The 26,260-nt window shown below is 47.9% G+C and carries 24 protein-coding genes; 9 read left to right on the plus strand and 15 right to left on the minus strand.

Annotation, left to right across the window (positions count from 1 at the left end):
* The first annotated feature begins 79 nt into the window (after positions 1-79).
* Positions 80-544, plus strand: coding sequence for a DUF523 domain-containing protein (locus L976_RS03530; protein WP_047540110.1), 465 nt, complete (start codon positions 80-82; stop codon positions 542-544).
* A gap of 68 nt (positions 545-612) precedes the next feature.
* Here L976_RS03530 and L976_RS03535 read toward each other — a convergent pair whose 3' ends face one another.
* From L976_RS03535 to L976_RS03545, 3 genes are all read right to left on the minus strand, one after another.
* A complete protein-coding gene (locus L976_RS03535; RefSeq protein WP_037431237.1) occupies positions 613-1,554 on the minus strand; it encodes an acyltransferase in 942 nt (313 codons plus the stop codon).
* Positions 1,555-1,561: 7 nt separating this feature from the next.
* The gene (locus L976_RS03540; RefSeq protein WP_037413712.1) at positions 1,562-2,464 is read right to left on the minus strand and encodes an acyltransferase; all 903 of its coding nucleotides are present in this window, start codon (positions 2,462-2,464) and stop codon (positions 1,562-1,564) included.
* A gap of 100 nt (positions 2,465-2,564) precedes the next feature.
* A complete protein-coding gene (locus L976_RS03545) occupies positions 2,565-4,091 on the minus strand; it encodes a YifB family Mg chelatase-like AAA ATPase (protein WP_047534230.1) in 1,527 nt (508 codons plus the stop codon).
* Positions 4,092-4,306: 215 nt separating this feature from the next.
* Here L976_RS03545 and L976_RS03550 point away from each other — a divergent pair, with 215 nt between their 5' ends.
* Positions 4,307-5,422: a DUF1963 domain-containing protein gene (locus L976_RS03550; protein ID WP_047534233.1), complete on the plus strand. Its 1,116-nt coding sequence runs from the start codon at positions 4,307-4,309 to the stop codon at positions 5,420-5,422.
* A 5-nt stretch (positions 5,423-5,427) separates the two neighbouring features.
* Here L976_RS03550 and L976_RS03555 read toward each other — a convergent pair whose 3' ends face one another.
* From L976_RS03555 to gmk, 9 genes are all read right to left on the minus strand, one after another.
* Positions 5,428-6,024 carry a response regulator transcription factor gene (locus tag L976_RS03555; RefSeq protein ID WP_037413708.1) on the minus strand — a complete coding sequence of 199 codons (597 nt, stop codon included), beginning with the start codon at positions 6,022-6,024 and terminating at the stop codon, positions 5,428-5,430.
* Positions 6,024-7,103: a sensor histidine kinase gene (locus tag L976_RS03560; RefSeq protein ID WP_047540113.1), complete on the minus strand. Its 1,080-nt coding sequence runs from the start codon at positions 7,101-7,103 to the stop codon at positions 6,024-6,026. The genes L976_RS03555 and L976_RS03560 overlap by 1 nt, the downstream gene beginning before the upstream one ends.
* Positions 7,104-7,187: 84 nt before the next feature.
* Entirely contained in the window at positions 7,188-7,892 is a 705-nt protein-coding gene (locus tag L976_RS03565) for a hypothetical protein (RefSeq protein ID WP_047534236.1), read from the minus strand.
* 185 nt (positions 7,893-8,077) lie between these two features.
* Positions 8,078-9,028: a calcium/sodium antiporter gene (locus L976_RS03570; RefSeq protein WP_037426425.1), complete on the minus strand. Its 951-nt coding sequence runs from the start codon at positions 9,026-9,028 to the stop codon at positions 8,078-8,080.
* A 158-nt stretch (positions 9,029-9,186) separates the two neighbouring features.
* Complete coding sequence (locus tag L976_RS03575; protein ID WP_047534239.1) at positions 9,187-10,851, minus strand: AMP-binding protein; 1,665 nt, start codon at positions 10,849-10,851, stop codon at positions 9,187-9,189.
* 232 nt (positions 10,852-11,083) lie between these two features.
* On the minus strand, positions 11,084-11,467 hold the full coding sequence (locus L976_RS03580) for a RidA family protein (protein ID WP_047534241.1): 384 nt from the start codon (positions 11,465-11,467) through the stop codon (positions 11,084-11,086).
* 24 nt (positions 11,468-11,491) lie between these two features.
* A complete protein-coding gene (gene spoT / locus L976_RS03585; protein ID WP_047534247.1) occupies positions 11,492-13,594 on the minus strand; it encodes a bifunctional GTP diphosphokinase/guanosine-3',5'-bis pyrophosphate 3'-pyrophosphohydrolase in 2,103 nt (700 codons plus the stop codon).
* Between the two features lie 43 nt (positions 13,595-13,637).
* Positions 13,638-13,916 carry a DNA-directed RNA polymerase subunit omega gene (gene rpoZ / locus L976_RS03590; RefSeq protein ID WP_007651394.1) on the minus strand — a complete coding sequence of 93 codons (279 nt, stop codon included), beginning with the start codon at positions 13,914-13,916 and terminating at the stop codon, positions 13,638-13,640.
* Between the two features lie 58 nt (positions 13,917-13,974).
* A complete protein-coding gene (gmk, locus tag L976_RS03595) occupies positions 13,975-14,598 on the minus strand; it encodes a guanylate kinase (RefSeq protein WP_047534254.1) in 624 nt (207 codons plus the stop codon).
* Positions 14,599-14,962: 364 nt separating this feature from the next.
* On the opposite strand from gmk, the gene L976_RS03600 reads away from it, so the two are divergent.
* The 4 genes from L976_RS03600 to L976_RS03615 all read left to right on the plus strand — a co-directional run bounded on the left by L976_RS03600 (position 14,963) and on the right by L976_RS03615 (position 20,071).
* The gene (locus tag L976_RS03600; protein WP_047534257.1) at positions 14,963-16,453 is read left to right on the plus strand and encodes a hypothetical protein; all 1,491 of its coding nucleotides are present in this window, start codon (positions 14,963-14,965) and stop codon (positions 16,451-16,453) included.
* A gap of 158 nt (positions 16,454-16,611) precedes the next feature.
* Complete coding sequence (locus L976_RS03605; protein WP_047534259.1) at positions 16,612-17,493, plus strand: nucleotidyltransferase family protein; 882 nt, start codon at positions 16,612-16,614, stop codon at positions 17,491-17,493.
* On the plus strand, positions 17,477-18,541 hold the full coding sequence (locus tag L976_RS03610) for a phosphotransferase enzyme family protein (protein ID WP_047534261.1): 1,065 nt from the start codon (positions 17,477-17,479) through the stop codon (positions 18,539-18,541). The genes L976_RS03605 and L976_RS03610 overlap by 17 nt, the downstream gene beginning before the upstream one ends.
* A 105-nt stretch (positions 18,542-18,646) precedes the next feature.
* Positions 18,647-20,071 carry an MFS transporter gene (locus L976_RS03615; RefSeq protein ID WP_047534263.1) on the plus strand — a complete coding sequence of 475 codons (1,425 nt, stop codon included), beginning with the start codon at positions 18,647-18,649 and terminating at the stop codon, positions 20,069-20,071.
* Between the two features lie 15 nt (positions 20,072-20,086).
* Here the strand turns inward: L976_RS03615 and L976_RS03620 are convergent, their stop codons facing one another.
* Complete coding sequence (locus L976_RS03620; RefSeq protein ID WP_047534264.1) at positions 20,087-20,905, minus strand: sulfotransferase family protein; 819 nt, start codon at positions 20,903-20,905, stop codon at positions 20,087-20,089.
* 304 nt (positions 20,906-21,209) lie between these two features.
* Between L976_RS03620 and L976_RS03625 the strand changes: the two genes are divergently transcribed.
* From L976_RS03625 to L976_RS03635, 3 genes are all read left to right on the plus strand, one after another.
* Positions 21,210-22,325: a Fic family protein gene (locus L976_RS03625; RefSeq protein ID WP_047534267.1), complete on the plus strand. Its 1,116-nt coding sequence runs from the start codon at positions 21,210-21,212 to the stop codon at positions 22,323-22,325.
* A 160-nt stretch (positions 22,326-22,485) separates the two neighbouring features.
* A complete protein-coding gene (locus tag L976_RS03630; RefSeq protein ID WP_011624886.1) occupies positions 22,486-22,716 on the plus strand; it encodes a helix-turn-helix domain-containing protein in 231 nt (76 codons plus the stop codon).
* The gene (locus L976_RS03635; protein ID WP_047534279.1) at positions 22,713-24,668 is read left to right on the plus strand and encodes a DUF2075 domain-containing protein; all 1,956 of its coding nucleotides are present in this window, start codon (positions 22,713-22,715) and stop codon (positions 24,666-24,668) included. The genes L976_RS03630 and L976_RS03635 overlap by 4 nt, the downstream gene beginning before the upstream one ends.
* A gap of 35 nt (positions 24,669-24,703) precedes the next feature.
* Here the strand turns inward: L976_RS03635 and L976_RS03640 are convergent, their stop codons facing one another.
* Together L976_RS03640 and L976_RS03645 are read right to left on the minus strand one after the other, a co-directional pair.
* Positions 24,704-25,180, minus strand: a complete 477-nt coding sequence (locus L976_RS03640; protein WP_047534281.1) for a PD-(D/E)XK nuclease superfamily protein — start codon at positions 25,178-25,180, stop codon at positions 24,704-24,706.
* Between the two features lie 103 nt (positions 25,181-25,283).
* Complete coding sequence (locus L976_RS03645; protein ID WP_047534284.1) at positions 25,284-26,180, minus strand: LysR family transcriptional regulator; 897 nt, start codon at positions 26,178-26,180, stop codon at positions 25,284-25,286.
* Positions 26,181-26,260 lie beyond the last annotated feature (80 nt).

Raw genomic sequence — 26,260 nt, forward strand, 5'->3', positions numbered from 1 at the left:
TACCCCATTGCGACTTATTGAGTACAATGCAGAGGAAGTATTGGTCGGCACTCATAGGGTTAATGCATCGGGGGACAATATGGAGAAAATCCTCATTAGCAGTTGTTTGCTTGGGCAGGCGGTACGTTATGACGGCGGTCATAATCTGCTGCAAGACGAGTGGATGCAGCGATGGCAACGAGAAGGGCGGATAGTGGCGTTTTGCCCTGAATGCGCGGGCGGATTACCCACACCAAGGCCTGTGGCCGAGCGTGTTGGCGATCTAGTGCTAACGGCGCAGGGTGAAGATGTAACAGCGGCTTTTAGGTTGGGAGCACAAAAGGCGCTTGCTTTGGCTCAGGAGCAAGGCATTAAGATAGCGATTTTAAAGGCGCGTAGTCCTTCCTGTGGCAATCAGCACATTTATGATGGCAGTTTCAGTAAGCATTTAATTGCAGGGCGGGGAATGACGGCCGAACTTCTGCTAGCGGCAGGTATGAGTGTGTTTAATGAAACGGAATTAGCAGAAGCGGCAATGAGGCTGGCACAACTTGAGGTCGAATAAGTGGGCTAGGTAAGCCTAACCCGCTATCGACTCACTTACGTTAGTGAATCTGTATTCGTTAATCTGTATTAGTGAAGCTGTGTGTGGGTGCTGGTGGCACTATCCGTTAGCTGCTGATGTTGCTGCAAGAGTGCAGCAATTTGATCATCTTTTTCCGCCCAAACTTGGTTTAACCAACGCTGAAACTCGACCCGATATTCCGATTCTGAAAAGTAGCGAGTAGCGTCGACCTGCGGTACTGGCAAGGCTCGCACCCGTACAATAATCTTGCGTACTTTGCCGTTCATTACGCCAAATAACACATCGTCTGGCGCATCCGGATACACTACCGTCACATCCAGTAGGTTAGTAAATTGCTCACCCATAGCGGAAAGTGTAAAGGCAATACCACCTGCTTTAGGCCGGAGTAAATGACGGTAAGGTGAATCTTGGCGCTGGCGTTTATCTTCGGTAAAGCGGCTGCCCTCAACGTAGTTGATAATTGATGTGGGCATATTTTTAAACTTTTCACAGGCTCGGCGAGTGGTGGCTAAATCTTTACCTTTAAGTTTCGGATTTTTTTTGAGTTTTGCCGGGCTGGTTCTGTCCATAAAAGGCATATCGAGCGCCCAGCAACCTAGGCCCATAATAGGGACATAGATCAGCTCTTTTTTGAGGAAGAATTTCAACATGGGGATATGGTTACGCAGCAGGTAAGTTTGCGCGGCAATATCAAAGCCACTGAGGTGGTTACTGATTAGCAAGTACCAGCTGTTTTTATTGAGCCCTTCAAGTCCTTCAACATCCCACTCGATTTTGGCAATCAAATACAAAATGCCACCATTGCAGGTTGCCCATGCCCACATAAAACGATTCATCAGTCCGGTCACTGCATTGCGTGCGCCTTGAGCTGGCATCAACATTTTCACTAAACCACCAAGGCAAACCAAGGTTCCCCAAAGGGCGGTGTTAATGATCAGCAGGCTCAGACTGAGAATAAACAGCACTGGGCCGGGGAGAAAATTCAACATAGAGGTTTTACCTTACTTCTTGGTCCGCTTGCCCAGCCAATTGGCTGATCACTTGATCTTTAGCGAGCCAAAGTTCATTCAATTGTTCTTGGAAGCTAATTTTAAACTCGCGATCATTCATATAATCGCCACGCATATCCGGCGAAATATCCTTCACTGTTATGTGTACTTTAACCTTTGGCAGCTTGCCTGTCAGGTAGTCCCAATAGCTTGGAACGCTATCTGGATAGTAAATCGTGACATCGACTAGCTTGTGGATCTGTTCTCCCATGGCGGATAGCGCAAAGGCCATGCCGCCCGCTTTAGGTTTTAACAGATGTTGGAACGGTGAGTTTTGTTTTTTATGTTTGGCCTTGGTAAAGCGTGTTCCTTCGACAAAGTTCATCACACTCACAGGCTTAGTCTTAAACTTTGCGCAGGCTTTACGGGTGATCTCGATATCTTTGCCCTTGAGTTTTGGGTTCTTTTTAAGTTGTGCTGTGCTATAGCGGCGCATAAAAGGAAAATCTAATGCCCACCATGCTAGCCCTAACACGGGCACATAAATCAGTTCTTGTTTCAGGAAGAATTTCAAAAACGGGATTCGGCGATTAAATACGCGCTGCAGGATCAAAATATCGACCCAAGACTGATGATTAGCGATCACCATATACCATTCTTTGGTAGAAAATTGGCTATCGCCCGAGAGCTCAATTTGCACTGGGTGCAGCACACGTTCAATCACCCCATTGACGCTTATCCAAGCGCTGGCGCAAAAGTCGAGAAAATAGCTCGTCGCCGTTCTCAACACAGGCAAAGGAATAAGTTTAATGAAGCTGCCCAGAACAATGGGTACAACCCAAAACAGCGTATTCACGACATAGCCTAAGAAAGCTATGCAGCCTTTTAATTGTGAAAACAACGTCCCCATTGGCGCCCCCTGATAAAAATTGGAGGCCTATGTTACTCGGTGTCGGCGTTTGGCTCAATCTTAGGGCGGCTGGTCGGGGCATTTGTTAACATTTCGAGTCTCAATACTGTTGGGATAAACGGGCCAATAATTTATCCATAGCCCGATAACCTAAGGCTTGGGCGAGGTGGCGCCTTTCGGTATTGGGGGCCTGCTCAAGGTCGGCAATGGTGCGGGCAACCCGTTGAATGCGATGAAAGCTGCGCACGGATAATCCTAACTTGACGACACTCTGTTCTAAAAAAACTAGGTCAGCCTCATTGATACCACTAAATTGCTTAAGTTGTTTACCTGATAGTTCGCTGTTAAGCACGCCCGCTCTGGCGAGTTGAATATCGCGGGCGCATTTTACTCGTTTGGCGATTTGATGGCTGGTTTCGCCTTGCGTCGACTGTTGCGTTAGGGTGCCTGCTGGGAGTTTGGGGACTTCGATGGTGAGATCAAATCTATCTATAAACGGGCCAGAGAGCCTGGCGAGATAGCGCTGGATTTGATCGGGTGTAGCTCGATTGGGGCCGTCGATATCGCCGCTCGGGCTGGGGTTCATGGCGGCGATCAATTGAAAGCGGCTTAAAAAGGTCAGTTTTGCCGCCGCGCGGGAGATCACCACCTCACCTGTTTCCATAGGTTCACGCAAACAGTCGAGCACTTTTCTTGGAAATTCAGCGACTTCATCCAGAAATAATACTCCGCGATGGGCCAATGAAATTTCGCCAGGCTTAGGAATACTGCCACCTCCGACTAAGGAAATTGAGGAGCAAGTATGGTGTGGCGCGCGAAATGGTCGCTTAAGAAAGTCCTCAGGTTTGATATTGATGCCCGCGACGGAATGAATTGCAGCCACTTCTAAGGCTTCTTCATAATTGAGTGCAGGTAATAGCGCCATCATGCGGCTGGCTAACATGGTTTTGCCAGTACCCGGCGGACCTAGCATTAATAGGTTATGGTTGCCTGCAGCGGCGATCTCAAGCGCTTGTTTAGCTTGGTATTGACCTATCACCTCGCTAAGGCAAGGCGTGGACTGCGCTGGCTCATCCGAGATCCACTCGAGCTGCTGCTCCAACATGGGAAGTGGCGCTTGTCCATGGAGAAAGGCCGCTAAACTTTGCAAATGGGAGCCAAAGTAGACCTTAGGGTAGCCAACTAACTCAGCGTCGTGGCGATTCTCGAGGGGCAGAATTAACTGATTATTATGGCGTTTAGCCGCAATGATCGCAGGCAGCAGTCCTTGGCAGTGGCGGATTTGCCCTGAGAGGGCAAGTTCGCCGACAAATTCGGTATCCTTAAGGCTTGTGTGGGGGATTTGCTCTGAAGCAGCCAAAATGCCGATGGCGATAGGTAAATCGTAGCGGCCGCCTTGCTTGGGTAAATCCGCCGGCGCGAGATTAACGGTTATTCGCCGCATCGGAAACTCGAATCCCGCATTGATCAAGGCGCTGCGTACCCGCTCGCGGGCTTCTTTGACAGAGGCTTCTGGCAAACCCACCAGATTAAAAGCCGGCAGGCCATTACTAAGATGGACTTCAACCGTGACTTCGGGTGCTTCAACCCCACAACTGGCTCGGGTATGCACGCAGGCTATCGCCATAAACAAATCCTTTTGTTGATCTTTTGAGCAGAGTTTGAGTGTAGCAGTAATTCGCCTAAGGGTTTTCAATTCATAGGATCGCTGTCCGACTGCACCGCAAGCTGCTGACTCAGGCTTTAGCGTTAGCGTGATAGCCTCGGCAATTTGAGCTGTTAAGCGATAGCAAATATTTGATAGAAATGATAAAAAGCCAATATTGGAGTCGTGAGGTCAATATGGATATGTTGTTAGCAGAAAATTCCCCCATTCGTCAGCAGCTGCTCGAGCAAAAGTTGGCGCAGTTTAAAGACCCGCATCTTGCCCATACGCTTTCGGCATTTATTCGCAGTAGTGTCGATCTCTATCCCTGTGCAAACGAAGACTATAGCCAGTTAGGTAACAGCCGACTGGGTGGATTGCCGGATTTACCTGTAGGGATGGATTATCCGGTGACCTTGGTCGGAAGGGAGGCGATGCTGGATGCTTACGCTGAGGAATTCGAGCATACTCGCGAGTATATCGAGGAGCATTATGGGTGGTCGCAAGATTGGGACTGGGACGAGGCGGCGCAGGCCTTCCGTGTGCCGATGCAATTTATCGCACAAATCAATTGTAGCGAACTGAAGGCGTTGCAATCTTATTTGCCCCGAGAAGGGCGATTGTTATTCTTTTTAGAGCGCTGGCGATTCTCGGAAATGCTTCGCGGCCATGTCTATTATGTCGCTGAGGATCAGCAACTGAACTCTGGGAAAGCGATTGCCGCACTTAAGTTCGACGATGCGGTATGTACAAACTATGAGTATCAGACGGCTTATCAACTTCAGGGGATTGCCAGCCTTAAGATGATTGCCCCTGACATGATTAATAGTGACAACCCGCATTTAGTAAAGTTAGCCAAGGCACGTTTACAAGCGCTACCTGAACCGCAACAAGCCATGGTGCTGGAGGCCATAGAGGTTGTGGATGATGAATTGGTACCAGAGTGGCAAGATCAGCTCAAGGGCTATGAGCTGATACAATTGAATGAGCACGGGCTTATCCCTGGTCAGATTCTCACTCAATCGCAATGGGCTAATACCGACTGGCAGTCATCCAACTTGCAGGCATTGCTCGTCCCCGAGCAGCCGCTGCCGTATTACAATGGTATCGCCAGCATTAATGGTCATGGTGATAGCCGCTATAAAGCCCCCGAACTCCACGCCGCGGCTGAATTAGGCGGCAATGCTGAAGATTATCTGGTGCTGCTTAAAGTCGTCTATAGTGAGCACTCAATGCAGTTGAATTTTATTATCCACCGAGACGATCTCGCATTGGGTAAATTCGAGCGCATTTACTGCATTTATGACAACTAGCTGAGCTATAACCAACCTTTTTGTTTGGCAATGCGGGCGGCATCGATTCGGTTGCTCGCATTGAGTTTGGCAATGGCTTCGGATAAATAGTTACGTACCGTGCCTTCGGCAATAAACAGCATCTCGGCTATCTCTGCGGTGGATTTGCCTTCACTGGCAAAACGTAGGGCGCGGCGTTCTTTATCGTTGAGGGGGTCGACATCGCCAATTGCCATCATGGCTAACTCAGGATCGATAACGCGTTTACCCGCCATCACTTGTTGAATTGAACTGACGAGGGTTTCTGAGGGCGCATCTTTTAGCAAAAATCCACCGACACCCGCTTCGATAGCGCGTTTAATGTAACCCGCGCGGCCAAAAGTTGTGATCACCACCACTTTGGTTTGGCTATGTTGCTCCTTTAGCCAAGCGGCTAGCTCCAAACCTGTTCGTCCCGGCATTTCAATATCCGTCAGTAACAGGTCAAAATGCTGTTGTTTGAGAAGGGTTAACGCTTCGTCGCCATCGCTGGCTTGAGTAATGGTAAAACCGCCAGCAAGGGTTAGCAGTGCCGCTAGTGCGCCGCGCACCATGGCTTGATCTTCTGCCAATAGAATCTTCATTAATCTGTTGCTCCCTGCAAAGGTAAAGTAACGCTAAAGGCATATCCCTGCTCAAGATTATAACTGAAATGACCTCCGAGGCTATCGAGACGTTCACGGATACCTGTGAGCCCATTTCCTTCGACAAAAGGTCTTGCTAAGGCATTATCTTTAACCTCGACATTAAGGGTATTTGCCTGCTCACTAAATTGAATGCTGCATTGGCTCGCGTTGCTGTGGCGCAAAATATTATTCACGAGTTCAGTTAAAATCAGCACAAGTTGGCTTTCTGTTCTGGCGGGCAGTTTTGGTAATTCACCAATTAACTCAACGTAGATGCCTTTGTCCCTGAGTGAATGACATAGCTGGGTGATGCAACTTGCTAAGCCTTTGTGTTTATAGTCTGAGACGGTATGCCTTATTTGGCTCAAGCTTTCCCGCGCAATTTGTCCTAGCTCTTGTAGTTGAGTCGTTGCAAGTTGATATTCTTGTTTCGCCAGTAGTTTTTCGGCCAATTCAGCCTTTAGCGCAATCGATGACAAACTGTGCCCCATAATATCGTGCAAGTCTCTGGCGATACGCTCCCGTTCAACCATAGTGGCTAAGGTGCTGATCTCTTTGGCGCTTTGTCGCTCCTTCAATCTATGCTGGTAACGTCTTCGCTCTGCTTTACCGAGCATACCAACCCCTAATACTAAGGCTGAGCCGTACATTGGAAAATAGTAGCTATTGAATTGACTAACGTAGTTGAGCAAGAACAGTGTAACTAGTATCCCGAGCCAGCATAACAAGCTAACTCTAAAGGAATAAAAGAAACCAATAAAGAAACTGGCAAAGGTAAAGAGTGAGATGGACCCGGGATTAATAGGGGTAATGGCTATAGCAAGTACTAACATGCCGATAATAGGCCGATGGGCGCTGCGGAAATTACTGCGATAGGTCCCAAAATAGCAGTAAATAAAGGGAACCAGCACGGCTAAAATTAAGATAATTTGCCAGCTAGGATAAGGCGTAATAAACAGCGGTATCAGATAAAACGCGAGGTTTATTAAGTACACCCATGCGAGCTTTCGTTCAAGTTGTAGGGGGTTATTTGTCATATCGCTTCGCCTAAGATCCATTTTGCGGCTGCTGAGAGTAGGATTGGCCGTAAACATTAGCCAATCCTTTCGCCTTTTCTGGGGTTATTTTGCACTTATTTGCTGATTTTTCTGAAGTAAAAACTTAGCCCAACCATAATCTTTTTCCACTTGCAGTGCCTGTTGCCAATCTTCCATCGCGCCTTGGATATCCCCCAATTCTTGTTTGGCCAGTCCGCGCCAAGTGTAAGCTTCGGCCTCACCCCAGCAAATGTTCTCGCAAGGTTGATTAAATCGCTCAATGGCGCTGCTGGCGAGCGTCTTGGCAACTTGCATGCTGCCCCCAAACATTGCTGGCGTATTATAGGCGGCAATCGCTTTCACTAATGCGACCCGCGGATTAAGCGGTGCCAGCTGTTCGGCCTGAGCAATGGCGTTAGCGGATTTGATCCCAAGCTCAGCGCCTTTGCTGTTATCCAAGGCGATTTGCATACCATACACGGATGATAATAGCGCGAGGGATTCCGCATCGGCTTGACTGTTGGTTAAGATTTCTAAGCTCGCTTGAGCCGAAGCTAAGGCATTATCTGCAATTGTTTTTTGTCCCATCACATTGGCGCTGATGGCTAAACGATAGTTGGCATAAGCCGCCTCGTAATCTTGAGTGGCAGTGCTGAGCTGTTGCAATTTATCAATATTCAGTGTGTTAGCCGCTTTCTCTGCCTCAGCGATATTGGGGCTAGAGTTCGAAGCCGCGAACGCTGGCACGCAGGCGAGGGCAAGGCTTGATAGCAGTAAAAGTGTTTTCATGGTATTTCCTTATTGAAGAGATTGCCCATTGCTTGGGTACGGCTTCATTATCAGAAATCCCTCGACACGATTGCAGGCACAAAGGTCATCAATTAGGCATGACAAATGTCATTCTTTAATGGCTACATAGCAAAACACCGGAGTGGCTCCGGTGTTTTAGTAAGCTAAGGTGAACGCGTAAATCGTTAGACTACCGCTTGGCTGCTAGCTTGGTTAACGAGGTAAACCATGTAGCCTAAGTAAGCAATAAGCAGCGTGGCACCTTCGCGGCGACCAATTCGTAGGCCAGACCAAGCAAAGGGTAAAATGATTACGGCTAACGCCAGCATGACAATAAAGTCTAAGGGTTGGAAACCAAGCCCAGATACAGGATAAACGACGGCGGTCACGCCAAGAATACCTAATATATTAAATATATTTGACCCAACGATATTACCAATAGCAATATCGCTTTCGCCTTTGAGTGCCGCTAAAACCGAGGTCACTAGCTCTGGCATGCTGGTACCGATAGCGACAATAGTCAGGCCGATAATGACTTCACTAACACCAAATACTTTGGCTAAATCAACAGCGCCATTCACAAATAAAATGCCACCGCCGACTAACATTCCGATGCCGACAATAATAAACGCGATTGAAAGCAATGGATTTTTAGGACCTTCTTCAATCACTTCACCATCGGCATCAGTAGTATTTTTGGCGCTGAAATAGCTGAAAACCAAGTAGCCGACAAGGAGTGATAATAAAATGATGCCGTCAGTCAGGCTGAGTTCGCCATCTAGCAATAATCCCCAAAACAGCATAGAAGCGAGGATCATCAGTGGAATATCCCGTTTTACCATCTGCGATTGAACTTGGATCGGGCGAATAAGCGCAGTAATTGCCAAAATTAAGCCAATGTTGGCGATGTTAGAGCCAATCACGTTACCCAGTGCAATGCCGCTATTGCCTGCCAAGGCTGACTTTACGCTTACCGCAAGCTCTGGTGCGCTGGTACCGAAAGCCACAATCGTTAAGCCGATCACCAGCGGCGTAATCCCAAGACGAAGTGCAATGGAGCTTGCGCCACGGACTAAGGCCTCTGCGCCTAAGGTTAAAATAATAAAGCCGCCGATAATTGAAAGTGCAATAAGCATTTTGGACTCTGTTAAACCTGATTGAGTGAATTAATTTAAGGTGTATCACCTTACGCTGATAGGCGCACATGATACGTGTTTTTAATTTGCTTTGACAGAATATGTCATAAAAAAGCACGCCGAAGAGCGTGCTTTAATCATAACGGTGCGCTTTGACGTTATTTTGCGACTAACTCATCTTCCCAGCGTACTTGAGCACCACGGATCCCGTCCACCCTTTCGCTAAAGGCTTTCTCAAGCACGTGGCGCTTGATCTTCAGTGTGGGGGTTAATACATCGTTTTCGATGGTCCAAGGTTCACTCACCACCACAATGGCATCCACATGTTCGTGGGATTCTAAATGTGGATTCACACTATCGAGTGTCGCTTTAAGGGAAGCGCGTACTTCTTCACGGGCTTGTAGGTTAGCTCCCTCAGAGAGTTGCACTAGGGCTACAGGGTGCGGCAAACCAGAGCCAATAACACAAATCAGCTCCACATGGGGATCCTGCGCGAGCTTACGCTCAATGGGCACTGGGGCGACGTATTTACCTTTGGCGGTTTTAAAGTTGTCCTTCACCCGGCCGGTGATAGTCACACAACCATCGGTATCAATGGCGCAGAGATCGCCGGTATGGAAGAAACCATCAGCATCGAAAGCTGCCGCGGTGGCTTCAGGTTGCAGATAATAGGCGGTCATTAGGCCTGGGCTCTTAATGAGTAGCTCGCCATCTTCACCTTGGCGGATTTGGCAATCTTGTACTGGCTTACCCACAGTGCCGATTTTCCGCGCATCAAAAGGGTAGTTGATGATGGAGTAAGCACAGTTTTCTGTCATGCCCCAAGCCTCACAAATATCCAGCCCAATACTGTGATACCAGTGGATGATTGAGGGCGGAATAGGCGCTGAGCCAGAGCCGAGTAAACGGCAATGGTTGAGTCCTAAGCCCTTATGGATCTTGTGCTTTACTAGGCTGCTAATCAGTGGAATTTTTAGCAGCAGATTGAGTTTTCCGACACCAATCTTGTCGATAATGTTCTTTTGGAACAGGCTCCACAGCCGTGGAACGGAGAAAAACACCGTTGGTTTAGCGCGCTGCACATCCGCAACGAAGGAGTCTAAGCTTTCGACGAAGGCGACGGTACTGCCGGAATAAAAAGACGAGCCTTCGATCGCCACGCGCTCGGTAATATGGGCTAACGGTAAGTAGGACAATAATCTATCTTTACCATCTGTACGTAGATCGCGCACCACCGCTTGGCAAGTCCAACCATAGCTAGCATAGGTTTGAATCGCACCTTTAGGTTGACCCGTTGAGCCCGAGGTATAAATCAGCGTCATTATCTGATCGGGTTCGGGTAATGGCGCTTCAATCAACGGGTTGCCCATATTGAGCAATTGTTCCCATTGATATTGAGCTGGCATGGTGTCGTAGGGCATAGCAAGGCGCAATAATTCGCCGCCGACACCGGCTTCTTGATCGGCCCAATGATCGAGCTTACCGAGGACAATCGCTTTAGCCCCACTATGCTGCAATACATAGCGAATGGTATCTGGATTCGCAGTCGGATAAATAGGAACGCTGATATAGCCACCGTGCATCAGGGCGAGGTCGGTGATAAACCATTCGGCACAGTTTTTAGACAGAACGGCAATCTTATCGCCCGGCTCTAAGCCTAAATGGCGCAACGCGCCAGCGAGTTGTTGGACTTTTTCTTGTACTTCATTCCAAGTGAAATCAAGGTATTGCCCCTTGATTGGCTGGCGCAAATAAATCTCATCCCCACGCGTATTCGCCCAGTGCGCCAGCATTTCAATTGGCGTCTTAATCGCTTTATCCATAGGCAATTCCCTGTTCTTTATTGTTATTTTCACCCCAACATAGGTGCCCAGTATGGCGAGTTTTGTGAGGCCGCGCAAATAGTTTGCAAGATTGTAAAATCACTAAATCTGCAAAACAGCCTAATGGGCGAGTATGAAATGAAAATGAACTTAATAACAGGTCAGAGCAGGAGTCGCGGGGCGCATTAGGCAATAAAAAAGGCGCCTAAGCGCCTTTCATATCGGTGGAAGCTTACAGCTCCATCACGCCGTCCATTTCGACTTGTGCATCCTTAGGCAGCTGCTTCACACCGATAGCGGCGCGAGCTGGGTAAGGTTGGCTGAAGTAACGGCTCATGATTTCATTCACTTTGGCGAAGTGGCTTAAATCGGTGAGGAAGATATTGAGCTTAACGATATCGTTGATAGTACCGCCAGCAGCGGTACAAACAGCGGTTAAGTTTTCAAATACTTGCACGACTTGCGCTTCAAAATCATCGCTCACGATTTGCATTGTGCTTGGCACTAGCGGAATTTGGCCTGATAAATACACAGTGTTGCCCACTTTTATCGCTTGAGAATAAGTGCCAATTGCCGCAGGGGCGTTTTCAGTCGCGATAATGATTTTTTCTGCCATGACGTTCTCTCTAAAATAAGTGGATTAACGATTACGGGATGTGCGGAGCACTTCGGGCAGTACCCGGATACGGCGCATCACGTTAGCTAAATGGATCCTGTCTTTTACCGAAATCCGCAGGTTAATCAGATAAACTCGGCCATCGCGTTCTTCGGTGCTGAGGTTGTGAATATTTGAGCCTTCGGCGGCGATAATCGAGGTGATTTTGGCCAGCGCGCCTTGGTGGTTAACAATTTCCACCCGCAGATTAGCTTGATATTCAACACCTTCGACATTGTCCCACTGGACGGGAATATATTTATCTGGCTCGCTCTGATAGCCGCGAATGTTAGCGCAGTTTTCCATGTGCACCACCAAGCCCTTGCCTTGGCTCACGTGGGCAATCACCGCATCACCCGGAATGGGGCGGCAGCAGTTGGCGAAGGTGACTAACATACCTTCGGCGCCACGGATCGGCATCTGGTGGGAATCGCGGCTTTCTTGATTCTCAAGATTATCGCCAATCAAACGTTGGGCGATCACAATGCTCATGGCATTGCCAAGGCCGATATCGGCGAGTAAGGAATTTAAATTGGCGTGCTTGGTATCGCGCACGACTTTATCAATCTGCTCGGCTGGAATGCTATCGAGTTTGGTTTTACCCAACGCATGGTTAAGCAAGCGGCGGCCAAGGGCGATAGCATCGTCAGCTTTTAGGCTCTTGAGCACTTGGCGGATTTTGGCGCGGGCTTTACCCGTCACCACAAAGTTAAGCCAAGCGGCATTCGGCCGCGCGCCTTTGGCGGTAATGATCTCAACGGTTTGACCGGAGATTAATGGCTGGCTTAACGGATAAGCTTGGCGGTTAACACGGGCACCAACGCAGGTGTTACCCACATCGGTGTGGACTTCATAGGCAAAGTCGACGGCGGTGGCGTTAACCGGTAATTCTAAAATGCGACCTTCTGGAGTAAACACATAAATCTCTTCGGGGAAGAGTTCGGTTTTCACGTTCTCTACAAACTCGAAGGAGGTGCTGGCGCTCTGTTGCAGTTCCAGCAAGCTTTGCATCCACTTACGGGCACGCACTTGTGTTGTTGTGCCTTGGCCATCGGCACCGCCTTTGTAAGCCCAGTGGGCCGCAACCCCTTTGTCGGCCATTTGATCCATATCTTCGGTCCGAATTTGGATCTCGACGGGTACGCCGTGGGGACCGAATAACGAGGTATGTAGCGACTGATAGCCGTTGGCTTTTGGGATAGCAATATAATCTTTAAAGCGACCTGGACGTGGTTTATACAGGCCATGCATCGCACCGAGCACGCGATAACACGTATCGATGGAGTCGACAATCACGCGGAAGGCATAGATATCCATGACTTCTTGAAATTGCAGCTCTTTACTCTGCATCTTGTTATAGATGGAGTAGAGGTTTTTCTCGCGCCCTTTGACTTTGCCCTTAATGCCCGCATCGTTTAAGCGGGTGAGTACCGCGGCCTCAATACCTTGTATGAGCTCTTTACGGTTGCCTCGAGCCGCTTTTACCACTTCCCTTAGTACCCGATAGCGCATGGGATAGTAGGCTTGAAAACCTAAATCCTCTAACTCAGTCTTGATATTGTGAATACCGAGTCGGTTGGCAATCGGCGCGTAAATCTCTAGGGTTTCACGGGCAATACGACGGCGTTTGTCAGGACGCAGTGCGCCTAAGGTGCGCATATTGTGGGTGCGGTCGGCAAGCTTGATGAGAATAACGCGGATATCCTGCGTCATTGCCATCATCATTTTGCGAAAGTTTTCCGCTTGGGCTTCTTTCTTATCGCGAAATTTCAGCTTGTCGAGCTTAGACACCCCTTCAACCAATTCAGCAACAGATTCACCAAATCGCTCGGCTAAATCTTCTTTGGTGACATAGGTATCTTCGATGGTGTCGTGCAGCAATGCCGCCATCAGCGTCTCATGGTCGAGACGCATTTCGGCGAGGATGCGGGCGACCGCAACCGGATGGGTTATATAAGGTTCGCCGCTGGTGCGCATTTGCCCTTCATGGGCATCACGCGCAACTTGGTACGCCTGCTTGAGCAATTCTACCTGTTCAGGTTCTAAGTAACCGGAAGCAGACTCCTTTAGACCTTCAAACAGATACAAGTGGCAGCTCTCCTTTACCCAAACAGGTGTGACTCAATGAGACTTATAGTGAACGGCCTTCAGCGATGGCGGCAACAGCTGCAATTTCAGCCGCTTCCCGCTCACGCACGGTTTGACGCTCATCAGCATCTAAAGTGTGAGCATTCACTAAACCTAGTTCGATTTCACGCAGGGCGATAACCGTTGGCTTGTCGTTCATCTCTTCAACCATAGGGTCTTTACCCTGCACGGCGATTTGGCGAGCACGACGCGCCGCAACCAGGATCATATCAAAACGGTTGCCGATTTGTTCTACGGCGTCTTCTACAGTTACGCGAGCCATGTGTTGAAACTCCAGTTTATCTAGGGAAAAAATGACGCAAAATTGTACACTATGGCAGTTAGCCTGCCAACAGATCGTTAAGCATATCATTTTGCGCGTGGATCTGACTAGCACCCGTTAAGCGTTGGCTGCGAATGATCGCCCGCAGATCCGCCAGTGCTGTGTCAAAATCGTCATTGACGATAATAAAATCATATTCTTTATAGTGCGACATTTCAGAAACCGCCTGTGCCATACGGCTGTCGATCACATCCTGGCTGTCTTGGCCGCGGCCAGTAAGGCGACGTTCTAGCTCATACCGTGAGGGTGGCAGAATAAATACGCCAATGGCCTCTGGCATCACCGCTTTGACTTGCTGGGCGCCTTGCCAGTCGATATCGAGAAACACATCGATACCTTGGGTTAACGTGTGCTCAATCACATGGCGCGATGTGCCATAGTAATTGCCAAACACTTCAGCCCACTCAAAAAAGGCATTCTGCTCGATCAGCGCTTTAAATTCTTCAACATTAACAAAATGGTAGTGTTGACCATTCACTTCACCTGGGCGAGGCGCGCGGGTGGTGTGCGACACTGAAACCTGCATATCGGCAGGTTTGTCCTTCAGCAACGCTGAAATCAGCGAGGATTTACCAGCACCGCTGGGGGCTGACACAATAAATAAATTTCCGCGTGCGGTCATGAGCTAAATATCCAGTTGGTTAACGCAAGAAGGGCCCAGAAAGCCGAGTATTATACAGATTTTGACCTTAAAAACGCTAGCTACCAATTGCACTCTATTGGTGTTTTTACGGGCGACACGGATTCCCTTGGACGATTTTAGCGGTTAAGTGCTAGCTCGAGCTTGCTTGTTTAAAATCTCTACACATCAGCATCGGCGCTAATTGAGGATTTAAGCCTAATTTAGTTTTAGCCTATTAGTATCAGCATTTTTATATGTCTAGCGCCATATTGCACTGACAATTGCAGCTAAATTCGTTACGCTCATGCCTATACGGCATTTAAGGTCGTGTGCGCTTGGATTATTTCACTATAAAGGAAGGGTCGTGCTGTTAAAATCTCTTTTCTGCCTTCACGGGCGTGATTCCCGCCCCCGCTTTGTTGCTATCAGTGTTGGTGTCTATTTAGGCATTTCATTGGCTGTCGCCGCATTTGGGGCGAACTTTTTAATGTATCTTTTAGCGCTAGTGGGCCTACCTTTGCTTAGCTTAACTGCGCTGCGTCGTTTAACCGATGCGGCTAAGCCTAAGGCCTTAGTGGTGGTGCTTATTCTGCCGCTTATTGTGTTATTAGCGCTGCATATCGTGGCAGCACCGCCAGTATTGGCAATGTTAGGGCTAGTGTTGGGTGCTGGCGCAACGTTTTGGGGCGCTCGTTTTAGTTCGCCAACCCTAGTGGATTACCGTTTCGGATATTACGGTCCGGCATTCGATACGCCAACCTCGCAGGCGATCCCTCGCCGCAGAGTTGAACCTGTGATCACGCCAAAGGCAGCCGCGGCGCAAAATGCGGCGCCTAATGCGTCAGTGGATGTTCCTGTTACTGCTCCGGTAGTGGCTGATACCCACGCAGAGCCAACCATTGCATCATCGGTGACTGCTCCAGAGCTTGAAGTACTAAGACAAGATGAGCTGCGCTTTGACGCCTTAACCAAGATGACTGCCAATCCAGCGGATTTTGTGGTGCCTGATGCCGTAATTGAAGGTCATGCCGATTTTCATCCCGCGAATAAGGGCCGCGTTGAGCAAGCCCGAATCGACATCGCCGATGTGGATCGAGTGCAGGTCAATTTACCGGACGAAGATGTTAAACGAGCGCCGCTTGATGCTGAGCAACGTGATGAGCCGGTATGGCGCTTTGATCCCGATGACGATGCTGAGGTATTTAATGATACCGAGCATGCTGAAGAAGTACGTCGTCGCCGCGCCGAAGCTAAAGAATCCGGTTCTATGACCGAATTGTTTAGGGGCGTTGCGGAGTTTTTCGCCCCTTATCGTCGTTATATTAAGTTGCCTAAATTACCTAAGTTGGAACGCCGTTACTGGTTACCCGTTGGCGGCGGTGTGGGCGCTGTGCTGTTAGTCTTGCTGGTGTGGGGATTATGGCCTAATGCTGATGAGTCGCCGGCCGAAGAAGCCGTTCCTTCCGTGCCTTCAGCACCTATTGCTGCAAGCGATCGTGTGACCTTAGATCTGCCCGATGGTTTTTCGGTGGCGTTAGAGCAAGATGTGTTAATTATTCGCTGGTTGGGTGAACGCGACAAGCCGCAAAACCTTTGGTCTATTGCCACGGCAAAGGGCGATAAGAGTTGTAGTGCATTAGTGTTTAATAATGGCACCGAATATCGCACTATCACAGTGGATTTGCTGGCTGATTCTGCAACTGAGGCGCGTTTCACGCCGCTGGATACCGCCAGTATCATTACTGATTTAGCCCGCCGTGGCAGCATTGGTTTGTGTGGCTACAAGTTCAGTTTAAAGGGGAGCCAAGCGGTTTTAGAGCCAAATCGTGCCTTTGGAACTTATTTAGCCCGTTAAATAGATAAAAAATCAGCTTAAATGCTAGTCAGGATTAGAGGGGTAGATTACACTTTTGCTCCTCTTTTTCTCCAATCTTGTGTTACATGCGCTCGCATAGCCGATGACGGCGAGGTTCGGGAAAATTTCTTTAATACGAACTGAAAACTCAATCCCACATGAATACAGATTTGACCTTAGTCATTATGGCGGCGGGGCTAGGAAGCCGTTTTGGTGGCGACAAGCAATTAGCCTCCCTCGGGCCTTCTGGCGAACCCATGTTGGTGTTATCTATTTTATCGGCTATTCGCAGTGGATTTCAGCGCGCTGTTTTAGTGATCCGCCCAGAGCTTGAGGCGGAACTCACTGGAATATTGACGCACTTTTTACCCGCAAACTTTGAATATCACTTTTGTTACCAGTCATTAAGTGATTTGCCACAAGACGCAAAGCTTGCCGATCTCAGCCATCGTTTAAAACCTTGGGGGACAGCACATGCGCTTTGGTGTGCCCGCGATTGGGTAACTGGGCCAATGGCGGTGATCAACGCCGATGATTTTTACGGTGACAGCGCCTTTGCCTCACTCGCGAAGGGATTAACCGCCAGACCTAACGATTGGATGATGGTGGCTTATCCTATCGAGCTGACGTTATCTGAGCATGGCGGAGTAAATCGTGGCTTATGCCAAGTTGCACAGGGGCAGTTACGCTCTGTCGCCGAGTGGTTAAATATTCAAGCGCAAGATGATGGTTTTGTGGGCGAAGGACCAATGGGATTGGCAAAGCTTCCTCCACAGTCGCTGGTGTCGATGACCTGTTGGGGCTTCTCGCCAAGCATATTTAATGTTATTAAACAGCAATTAACCGCATTTATTGAACAACAGGGCCAATTGCCGAAATCGGAATGTTATTTGCCTGCTGTGGTTCAGGCGGGGATTGAGCAAGGTGTGCCTGTCAATGTTGATGTGGCCAGCGAACCTTGGCTCGGTGTGACCTATCCGCAGGATACTGTCTGGGTAAAGCAAAAATTAATGGAGTTATTGGGTGATAAAACTCATTAGGCAGTCAGTGTTGCCTCATTTTGGAATTGAAGCCGACGAGGCAAAAATCTCAGCGTTAGGGAATGGTCATATTAACGATACTTTATTGGTGCGTTGGCCTACGGGCGAGTTGGTTTTACAACGTATTAATACTCAAGTGTTTAAGACGCCGCAGGCGCTGGTGAGCAATGCTGATAAGATCAGCCATCATTTATGCACCAAGGCTTTGCAACAGCAATATGGTCTGCAAGTGGTCAGCCCTTGTCTTACCCAAGAGGGTGAACTTGCCATCGACTTAGGTGAGCAGGGATTTTGGCGTGCAATCAGTTATTTACCCCATAGTTTAAGTATCGAAGTGGTGAAGTCCGAAGCGCAAGCTGAAATGGCCGCCAAGGCCTTTGGTCACTTTGCCTGTGCATTAAGTGATTTTGACGCCACTGAGCTTGAAGATGTGATCCCGCAGTTCCATCACTTGCCTGGGCGTATGGAAATGCTGCGCCAAGCGGTGCAGCAGGATAAAGCCAAGCGTTTAGATTCGTGCCGTCAATGGGTTGATTACGCGCTGTCACAGCAGAGTTTATTGGATGAACTGGCCGAAATCTCGCCACAGTTGCCGCTGCGGATCTGCCATAATGACACTAAAATCAACAATATGCTGTTTGATAAGCGTGATATGTCCAGTATGGCGATTATCGATTTAGACACCTGCATGAAGGGTCATCTGATGTATGACTTTGGCGATATGGTGCGTACCTTCTGCTCGCCCGAGGAGGAAGATTCTATCGCCCTTGAAAATGTTAAAGTGCGCCAGTCGATCTTTGCCGCCATTTGTCGTGGCTATTTAAGTGAACTTGCCGAGGTACTCACTGAGGTCGAAAAACGCAGCCTTTGGCTTGGGGCGCGAGTCATTTGCTTGATGATTGGCGTGCGTTTTTTAACGGATTATCTCAATGGCGACGTGTATTTCCACGTGCACCGTGAGGGCCATAATCTGGATAGAGCGGCGAATCAGTTTACCTTGTATCAAAGCCTGCTCGACCAAGAGGCTGAACTTAAAGCCTGTTTCTAGACTGCTTTCTTTTAGCAAACGCCCCGAATGGGGCGTTTTGTTTTTCGCCTATATACGACATAATCGCCCGATAAGTTTTCAAATTTCATAGGGATTTGGTTTGGAATGGGCTCCCATGTTGCACCCACTGCGTTAACTTGCGCGCGCCGTAGCGCCAGAAATCTTTGGTTAAGATGTACTCTGCGCCGCTCGCAGCAGGAAGCCGTTGCCTCATCGATGATGACGGCAACCAGCGATAACTTTTTTAACGCTTACGCGATTTTTCTCGGTGCCAGTCTTGCGCAAATGGGCTTTGTGACCGGATTGCCGCAGTTATTTGGTGCGCTCTCACAGTTGGTGTCTGTTTGGTTGGCGAGCCATTTTTCCCGTCGCGGGTTTATCGTTTACTGTGCAGCTTTACAAGCTGTTGTGGTATTGGCGATGGGCGCGTTGGCGGCCTTTCGCCCCGATCACGCTGTGTGGATATTTATTGCACTTGCCGTGGGGTATCACGGTTTTATTAATCTTATCCAACCCCATTGGCGTGCGTGGATGGGGTCGATTGTACCTGAACGTCGCCGTGGTACTTTTTTTGCGGCGCGCACCCGACTCACTATGGGCGCATCCTTAAGCGTGTTCTTTATTGGTGGCGGCATTCTTACCTTGACCGATTCGCTGCAAATGGCGTGGTTAGGTTTTACGCTGCTGTTTTCGATTGCCGCCATGGGGCGTTTTGTCTCGGCTTGGTTATTACTGCAAATGCACGATCCCGATCCGCGCGAAGCCAAGCAGCGCGGCGTGTTTATCCAAACCATTCGCAATTTTCGCGGCGCATGGAAGGATAAAACCTTTCGCCAGTACAGCTTGTTTGTGGCCAGTATGCAGGCGATGGTCGCCATATCGGCGCCGTTTTTCGCCGTGTATATGCTGGAAGACCTGCACTTTAGCTACATCGAATTTGTGCTCGCGAGCGTGGCCTCGATAGCGACTCAGTTTGTGACGTTGAAATTTTGGGGACGATTTAGCGATCAATTCGGCAATCGTTTGGTGATGATTATTACCAGTAGCATGATCCCAAGCTTGCCGTTGTTATGGCTGTTTTCCGATAACTATCTGTATATTCTCGTTATACAGGCATTTTCTGGGCTGGCGTGGAGCGGCTTTACCTTAAGTACCGCCAATTACCTTTATGATATTCGTCCCTTTCGCAGTGACTTTGCGACCTATGCAGCGCTGCAAGCGTCACTCAGTGCGGGATTCGTATTTGTGGGGGCGATGGTTGGCGGCACGATTGCCTCCCATGCGGCGGATTTTTTAGTGTGGTCGGGTTGGAATACTTGGCTCAGTAGCCCGATTTTTGTGGTGTTTTTAGTGTCGACCATACTGCGCGCATTTGTGACACTGTGGTTTATTCCGCGCTCGGTCGAACCTAAAGTCAGGCCAAGGCCGCAGTTACTGCAACTTATCTTTCGTATCCGCGGTTTTAATGCGATTTCGGGCGTGAGTCTCGACTGGCTAACTGTGGTTAAGCGTCGGAAAAATAATGATTAATCTAGAACCTTGGCCCTAGATTTTATAATCAAAGAACTTACGTTTATCTGGCCCCGAGGCATTGGCGCTGATCTTATTCGGGTGTTTATATTCATCCCAACTGGCCACATTGCGGCCGACATTGAGCTTAGGAAAGTTCTGCTGATTTTCGATAGCGGCTAGGCCCATAAAAGCCAATAGCTGACCGAGAGCACCTTGTTGGCTCACATCGATACTGAGTAAGTCGTGTCTGCCCGCAAAGTAGTTAACCACCTCAGCTTTATGGCGTTGATAACAATCGATAAGATGTTGTTCATCCTGTGGATTTTCGACTACACCTACGCCAAAGCTATGGCGAAAGCTGCGCTTCATGATTGGGTGGAATCGGCCAGTTTTGGCATCCAAATGTGGCAGCATTCGGCTGAGTAACATCTGCATCGACGGCACCCAAGAGTCTAACTCGCGCTCAATATAGACAAACTTGGCCTCGGGGAAGAGTTTATCTAACTGCTTGAAATCGCTAAAACAAGGCGCATCGGAAATCGCATCAGCCTGCATAAAGGCTGCTTTAGTAAACGCCATATGTGCCACTTTTAAACCTTGCTCCAATAGCGCCACGCTTACGCTCGTCGTCCCTGTTCTGGGTAAGCCGATAAAAATAACCTTCTGTTTTTGCGTGGTAATCACCGACTCATGCTTAATTGCATTTGGCTCGATTGCGCTTGGCTTAATTGCATTTGGCCTGATGTCATTGGGTTTAGTTGAATCGCACTGTGGCTGATTGAGCTGCACATCTGCACTATGGTTATGCCCTTGAGAATCGGGAAGGGTGGCAATAGTTGGGTTATCAGGCATGGATTGGGCTCAGCATTTTTGTCAGCGTGGTCGCGATTAGTGTGTAAATTGGGGTTTAACATTAGCGTTTTATCAACGTTGGCAGTATATCGCAGTGAGTCGGTTTTGGCAGCGCAAAGCTGGCGTTGCGTAGGTATTGCGTTGTAGAGGCGATCAACAGCATAAATCCCTTTATGCTAGAAGCATTTGGGCAAGATGAGGCGATTACTTGTATTATTTGCCTCATTTTGTGAGGTGAATAGGTTTGTTAATTGACTCATTGTGTGAGTAGAATAGGCTTGTTATTTGACTCATGGGGTAAGATATGTGGATTTGGCAGCAAGCCGATTGGCCTAAGTTTCATTGGAATGCTAGCAGCATTGATGCCTTGCTGCGTCAGGTTTATTTCAATCAGGGCCAACTGCTTGGCAAGCAAATGCTAAGTCACGACGACAGCCAGTTAACCTCAGCGGCGGCACTCGACACCTTACTTGCTAACATTATCCACTCCAGTGCCATTGAAGGTGAAAAGCTCAATGCGGCTTCGGTGCGCTCATCCTTGGCTAAAAAACTCGGTGTGTCCGAAGACAAACCGTATCCGACCACGGCACAAACCGATGGTTTGGCTGACATTATGCTCGATGCCTTAAAAAATTTAGATACAGAGTTAACCCTTGAGCGGATATTAGGTTGGCATAAACAGTTATTTCCCCAGGGTTATACACTGTTTAACCCCGTTATTGGTGGAGCGCTACGTGGCGATACGCCTATGCAAGTTGTCTCAGGCCGCATTGATAAACCAACGGTGCATTTTGAGGCCCCCTCCCGAGCGACTTTGGATGCTGAACTCTCACAGTTTATTGAATGGTTTAATGCATCAAGGCAAGATCTGGGCTTAGATCCGCTTATCCGTGCGGCGATAACTCACCTTTGGTTCGTGACTCTGCATCCACTTGATGATGGTAATGGGCGCATCACGCGTTTATTGACCGATTTAGCTTTGGCGCAAGCGGAAAAACGCTCAATTCGTTTTTACGCTATGTCGGTCAGTATTCTGGCCCGTCGCCAAGCCTACTATGACATTTTAGAGTCCACCCAAAGGGGCAATGTCGATATTACTCCTTGGTTAGTATGGTTTTTTAAAACCCTCAATGATTGTTTGCTCAATGCGATGGCTGATGTGAACAAAACTCTGCGGAAAACGCAGTATTGGCAAAATCTCGATCAATCCTTATTGAGTCAAGAGCAAGCCAAAGTGCTCAATCGGATGTTAGATGGCGATTTTGAATTAGGGATGAATAGTAGCCAGTACCAAAAAGTCGCTAAGGTGAGCCGCGCCACCGCCACCCGTCACCTTGCGCAAATGGTCGAGCAAGGCTTTTTAGTGAAAGCTGACGCCGGCGGCCGAAGTACGAAGTACTTATTGCCGAGTGGACAGTAGATGGATTCCGCGCCAATAATCATTTTGCATTTTGTTAGTGATTACCCTGTGTGATCTTATGCCCAAATCATTATGTGTTTGATATTGAATGTGACTCATAGTCCGTAGACGTATTGTCTACAAGTAAAGATCATCATGAAAACTCTTCACAGGATTATTCATGGAAGATCATTTGCTTACCTCATTTGGTACTCATCTAAAAAGTTTGCGACTCGAGAGATCGTTTTCGCAGGAGCAGCTTGCATTAAAAGCTGACATGGACAGAACCTATGTCAGCGGCATTGAACGTGGTCAGCGTAATGTGAGTTTGATTAATATATTCAAGCTCGCTAAAGCCTTAGATATTCCCGCGAAACAACTTCTAGATTTTACCGTTGAGGGATCATTATGACTCAACGAGCATTTTATTCGGCGAGTTTTAAAGATTTTTTGTCGGCAGAGGCCCATGCGATTACCGGGCAGATATCACGTTTCCATACTCAGCATTTATTGCATTCACAAACTCGCGCTTGGTTGACTGAAATTGAAGTTCTCAAACGCTCCTTGGTCGAGAGTGTTGAGCGAGAAGGGCATATTTTCATTGAGTTTATGATCCCACGAATGGGGCGACGTGCCGATGTCGTGATGATACTTAAAGGGATTGTTTTTGTAGTAGAGTTTAAAGTTGGCGCAACAGTATTTACTGCTGCCGATATGAGGCAGGCTCATGGATATGCCTTAGACTTAAAGAACTTTCATCGCGGTAGTCATGATAAATATCTAGTCCCTCTGCTTGTCGCCACCAACGCGACCAGCCAATCGGAAAATCCAGTATTCGCAGGCGATAATGTTGCTTCGACTTTGTGTATTTCGCCCGGTGAATTGTTTTCAAGAATGCGCCTAATTGCTGAGCGGTTGAATCAACCTACTTTTGATCCAAACTTGTGGGCTGATTCTGGTTATTTGCCGACGCCAACCATTATCGAAGCGGCACAAGCTCTGTATGCGTCGCACAATGTCGAAGATATTGCTCGTAGTGAAGCGGATACACAAAATCTTGGGCAAACGAGCCAGCAATTACTTCAGTTGATTCACGATGCTCGTATCAATAAGCGAAAAATAATTTGTTTCGTTACCGGCGTTCCGGGTGCGGGCAAAACCCTTGTAGGGCTTAATATTGCGAGTATTCACGCAAACAGGGAAGAGAATGAGTATTCTGTTTTCCTCAGTGGTAATGGCCCCTTGGTGGCGGTATTACAGGAAGCCTTAGCTAGGGATCGATCTTCTAGAACTGGTGATTCTATCAGTGCAACTAGAAAGGAGACTGAATCATTTATTCAAAATATCCATCGCTTTAGGGATGAATATTTGCATGGTGGCGTGCCGCCTGAAAAAGTGGCCATATTTGATGAGGCTCAACGGGCGTGGGATAAAGAGCAGGCAAGCGATTTTATGCGTCGTAAGCGAGGTATTGTCGACTTTGATAAATCAGAGCCTGAATTTCTCATCGAAGTAATGGACCGTCGTCAAGACTGGGCGTTTATTATTGCGCTAGTTGGTGGTGGACAGGAGATTAATAAAGGTGAGGCAGGACTAGCTGGTTGGTTGGATGCGCTTAAGGCTAAGTTCTTAGATTGGGATGTCTATTTTTCCACAGCTTTATTGTCAGGTGAGTATGTTTCGCTAGGGGTTGATCTGAATGCGGTTTCAAGGGCGAATGTCTTACCTAACTTACATCTTGCCACATCCATGCGATCTTTCCGTGCTGAAAAGTTGTCCAGTTTTATTCATTACTTGGTAGCTGGGCAATGCGGGCTTGCTGTTAGCATTTATAAAGATCTAGAGCATGTCTACCCAATCAAAGTCACTCGCGATTTAGCTAAGGCTAAATCTTGGGTTCGGCAGCACAGAAGAGCTAATGAATCTATGGGAGTTCTTGCTTCTTCTAACGGCATTAGGCTTAAAGCTGAAGGGATTTTCGTTAAAAATGAGATAGATCCTGCAAAGTGGTTTTTAAGTGGAGTTGGAGATATTCGTTCTGCTGAGTTTTTAGAGGATGTAGCCACCGAGTTTGACGTACAAGGATTAGAGCTAGACTGGTGTGTCGTTGCTTGGGATGCTGATTATCGTTTCAACGGCCAAGTGTTTGAGCATTGGGAATTTAGAGGAACTAAATGGGAAATGCGGCATCAAGCTGTACGTAAGAGATATCTTGAAAATGCTTATCGCGTATTGTTGACGCGGGCTCGTCAGGGCATGGTGATATTTGTTCCTAAAGGCGATAAATCAGATGAGACTCGAGATCCCAAGTTTTATGATCATACCTATAAGTACTTGATAGATTGTGGGATTGGTGTGATTTAATAAAAGCAAGGGTCGAAATTGTTCGACCCTTTTGGTTATTTTGAAACGAAAAAATTAATAAATTCATCAAGGTCACTAAAGACTTTGATTTGTTTGTCTTGAATATTACTTGCAGCAGTTTTTATCCAGTCAAAAGCTTTTTGTTTATAGCCTTTCCCACCGAGTAAAATGACTAAATTTTGCTCTGGTGCGAGGCGGAGAGACTCTAGGAAAAAAGGAAATTTTTGATCGACAGAGCCGCTTTGCTCTTGCTTGTGAGCTTCAATTCGGACTGCTCCTAGTGTTTGATGTTGTACTAAGAAGGCTGCCTTTCGAATTCCACCATACATATCTGTATAAGGCACATTTTTAAGGAACTCGTTTTGAGATGGAACACCTTGTGCTTCACAAAAGCCTAGCGCTACAAGGGATTGTTCTACTTGATCACAAAATTTCTGATTGGATAACATGCTTGCTTCATATTTACCTGTGTCTACTTCAGGTAAATCTTCAAAAAGTGATTCTTGGTTCATTCTCCATCCTTGGTTGTTAAATCGCCCTTTAATGTAGCATTGAGAGTGGCTGATTTTCAATCAGTTAGAGCCACTACTCAAAATTGTTCTATCACTTTGAAATTTATCCAACCTTGTCACTCGCCAACCTCTCCATCAAAAACTCAATTAATACCGTCACTTTGGTCGGTTGGTATTTTCGTTGTGGGTACACGGCGTAAATGCCATGTTCTGGTAGCGGATAGTCTGTAAGTAACGCCTGTAAACGTCCGGCTTGCAGATCCGGCTCAATAATAAAACGTGGTAGGTTGGCGATGCCGAGACCATCGAGACAGGCCTGATGGATGGCATCACTATTATTGACCTGATAGTTGCCTTTGGGTTGAACACGTTGAACGCCATCGGGACTGTGGAAACTCCATTCCACACCATCTTGAAAATAAGAGTAAAACAAGCAGTTGTGCTGAGTTAACTCGCTAGGAGTCATGGGTGAACCGTGCTGAGCTAGATACGCGGGGGACGCGCAAATCACGCTCAAACAAGGGGCAATTTTGCGGGCGATAAGGCTGGAGTCGGGCAGTTCGCCGATACGAATGGCTAAATCAAAGCCGCCTGCGATTAAATCTGTGGTCTTGTCATCCATCTGCATTTGCAGCTGGATATCGGGGTAACACCTTAAAAATTCAGCTATTAATGGCGAAATATACCTGCGTCCAAACACCATAGGTACTGAAATCCGCAAATTGCCTCTAGGTGTTTGCTGCAATTCGGAGATAGCATCTAATCCTTCTTGGGTGAGCTGCACTGCTGGGCGAATATATTCGAAATAGCGCGCGCCAGCATCGGTTAGGCTCAAACTGCGGGTGGTGCGTTGTAATAGTTGAATCCCTAAGTGCTGCTCCAACAGTGTGATTCGTTTGCTGATCGCCGATTTACTCAGTCCAAGCTTTTGTCCCGCCGCAGAAAAACTACCGCATTCGACTACAGTGACAAAAATGGGTAGAGCGGAAAAATGTTCCATGCAGGGCTTCCTTTATAAAACGATGTAGTAACAGCCGAGACTCGGCTGTAGGTATCACATAACTTTAAGTTGAGTATGTG

Source organism: Shewanella sp. ZOR0012, assembly GCF_000798835.1.
Taxonomy (GTDB): Bacteria; Pseudomonadota; Gammaproteobacteria; order Enterobacterales; family Shewanellaceae; genus Shewanella; species Shewanella xiamenensis.

What these genes read in the sequence shown, in the direction of transcription:
- L976_RS03630 (WP_011624886.1), top strand. Translation starts at nt 22,486, where the DNA reads ATGGAAGATCATTTGCTTACCTCATTTGGTACTCATCTAAAAAGTTTG.
- L976_RS03575 (WP_047534239.1), bottom strand. Translation starts at nt 10,851, where the DNA reads ATGGATAAAGCGATTAAGACGCCAATTGAAATGCTGGCGCACTGGGCG.
- L976_RS03565 (WP_047534236.1), bottom strand. Translation starts at nt 7,892, where the DNA reads ATGAAAACACTTTTACTGCTATCAAGCCTTGCCCTCGCCTGCGTGCCA.
- L976_RS03555 (WP_037413708.1), bottom strand. Translation starts at nt 6,024, where the DNA reads ATGAAGATTCTATTGGCAGAAGATCAAGCCATGGTGCGCGGCGCACTA.
- L976_RS03530 (WP_047540110.1), top strand. Translation starts at nt 80, where the DNA reads ATGGAGAAAATCCTCATTAGCAGTTGTTTGCTTGGGCAGGCGGTACGT.
- L976_RS03615 (WP_047534263.1), top strand. Translation starts at nt 18,647, where the DNA reads ATGGGCTCCCATGTTGCACCCACTGCGTTAACTTGCGCGCGCCGTAGC.
- L976_RS03570 (WP_037426425.1), bottom strand. Translation starts at nt 9,028, where the DNA reads ATGCTTATTGCACTTTCAATTATCGGCGGCTTTATTATTTTAACCTTA.
- L976_RS03605 (WP_047534259.1), top strand. Translation starts at nt 16,612, where the DNA reads ATGAATACAGATTTGACCTTAGTCATTATGGCGGCGGGGCTAGGAAGC.
- L976_RS03545 (WP_047534230.1), bottom strand. Translation starts at nt 4,091, where the DNA reads ATGGCGATAGCCTGCGTGCATACCCGAGCCAGTTGTGGGGTTGAAGCA.
- L976_RS03620 (WP_047534264.1), bottom strand. Translation starts at nt 20,905, where the DNA reads ATGCCTGATAACCCAACTATTGCCACCCTTCCCGATTCTCAAGGGCAT.
- L976_RS03635 (WP_047534279.1), top strand. Translation starts at nt 22,713, where the DNA reads ATGACTCAACGAGCATTTTATTCGGCGAGTTTTAAAGATTTTTTGTCG.
- L976_RS03535 (WP_037431237.1), bottom strand. Translation starts at nt 1,554, where the DNA reads ATGTTGAATTTTCTCCCCGGCCCAGTGCTGTTTATTCTCAGTCTGAGC.
- rpoZ (WP_007651394.1), bottom strand. Translation starts at nt 13,916, where the DNA reads ATGGCTCGCGTAACTGTAGAAGACGCCGTAGAACAAATCGGCAACCGT.
- L976_RS03625 (WP_047534267.1), top strand. Translation starts at nt 21,210, where the DNA reads ATGTGGATTTGGCAGCAAGCCGATTGGCCTAAGTTTCATTGGAATGCT.
- L976_RS03645 (WP_047534284.1), bottom strand. Translation starts at nt 26,180, where the DNA reads ATGGAACATTTTTCCGCTCTACCCATTTTTGTCACTGTAGTCGAATGC.
- L976_RS03640 (WP_047534281.1), bottom strand. Translation starts at nt 25,180, where the DNA reads ATGAACCAAGAATCACTTTTTGAAGATTTACCTGAAGTAGACACAGGT.
- gmk (WP_047534254.1), bottom strand. Translation starts at nt 14,598, where the DNA reads ATGACCGCACGCGGAAATTTATTTATTGTGTCAGCCCCCAGCGGTGCT.
- L976_RS03580 (WP_047534241.1), bottom strand. Translation starts at nt 11,467, where the DNA reads ATGGCAGAAAAAATCATTATCGCGACTGAAAACGCCCCTGCGGCAATT.
- L976_RS03540 (WP_037413712.1), bottom strand. Translation starts at nt 2,464, where the DNA reads ATGGGGACGTTGTTTTCACAATTAAAAGGCTGCATAGCTTTCTTAGGC.
- L976_RS03550 (WP_047534233.1), top strand. Translation starts at nt 4,307, where the DNA reads ATGGATATGTTGTTAGCAGAAAATTCCCCCATTCGTCAGCAGCTGCTC.
- L976_RS03560 (WP_047540113.1), bottom strand. Translation starts at nt 7,103, where the DNA reads ATGACAAATAACCCCCTACAACTTGAACGAAAGCTCGCATGGGTGTAC.